The organism is Enterobacter cloacae complex sp. S3 (genome assembly GCF_014930495.1).
Classification (GTDB): domain Bacteria; phylum Pseudomonadota; class Gammaproteobacteria; order Enterobacterales; family Enterobacteriaceae; genus Enterobacter; species Enterobacter asburiae_B.
The window spans coordinates 1-945 of the sequence record NZ_JADBRD010000053.1; the positions used below are offsets into that span (position 1 = coordinate 1).

Here is a 945-nt window from a genome sequence, read left to right on the forward strand (position 1 = left end):
TCTACCTAGGAGCGCCACAGCGCGAGGAGCTGGCCGAGGTGGATGTGGACTGGCTGATCGCCGAGCGTCCCGGCAAGGTAAAAACCTTGAAGCAGCATCCGCGCAAGAACAAAACGGCCATCAACATCGAATACATGAAAGCCAGCATCCGTGCCAAGGTGGAGCACCCGTTTCGCTGATCTTGACCCGCCATCTCCGGACAGCTTTTGTATCTTAAGTTAACGATGTCCGCTGCCGTCGATATTCCCTCGGGGAGTGATATCCCAGCGCGCTGTGCGGGTGGTTTTCATTGTAATGTGTGAACGCTGCTGCAAGGTTTCGCAGGGCTGTTCTCACATCTGGTTTTGCCATGAACGCGATATAGTCTTCCTTCATCGTCTTCACGAACCGTTCGGCCATGCCATTGCTCTGCGGGCTGCTCACCGCTGTTGTACACGGCTCCAGATTCAGCTCTCTGGCGAACCTCCGCGTTTCATGCGCGGTATATGCTGAACCGTTATCCGTCAGCCATTGAACCGGTGTGGTCGGCAGCCCGTCGCCGAAGCGCTTTTCCACCGACCTCAGCATCACATCCTGCACCGTCGAACTGTCGTAGCCTCCTGTGCTCGCTGCCCAGTCTATGGCTTCTCTGTCGCAGCAGTCCAGCGCGAACGTGACCCGCAGCTTCTCACCGTTGTCGCAGCCGAACTCGAAGCCATCTGAACACCAGCGCATATCGCTTTCTGCCACCGCGATTTTGCCCTTATGTTCACGCTTCGACCGCTCTGGTTTGTCATGCAGTAACAGCAGATTATGCTCGCTCATAAGCCGGTAAAGCCGTTTGGCGTTCACGGGGGGCAGTCCCTCTGTACGACGTTGCGTACGCAGGATGCCCCACACACGGCGATAGCCGTAACTGGGCATATCGCTGATGATATCGAGGATCGGCACTGTTGCAAAGTTAGC

Annotated in this window: 1 protein-coding gene and 1 pseudogene; one reads left to right on the forward strand and one right to left on the reverse strand. The window is 56.5% G+C overall.

Annotation, left to right across the window (positions count from 1 at the left end):
• Positions 1 to 176, forward strand: a pseudogene (locus IM317_RS22055) (IS5/IS1182 family transposase); the annotation flags it as partial.
• A gap of 37 nt (positions 177 to 213) precedes the next feature.
• Here the strand turns inward: IM317_RS22055 and IM317_RS22060 are convergent.
• A partial coding sequence (locus IM317_RS22060; protein ID WP_193362528.1) for an IS3 family transposase occupies positions 214 to 945 on the reverse strand: 732 nt, incomplete at its 5' end.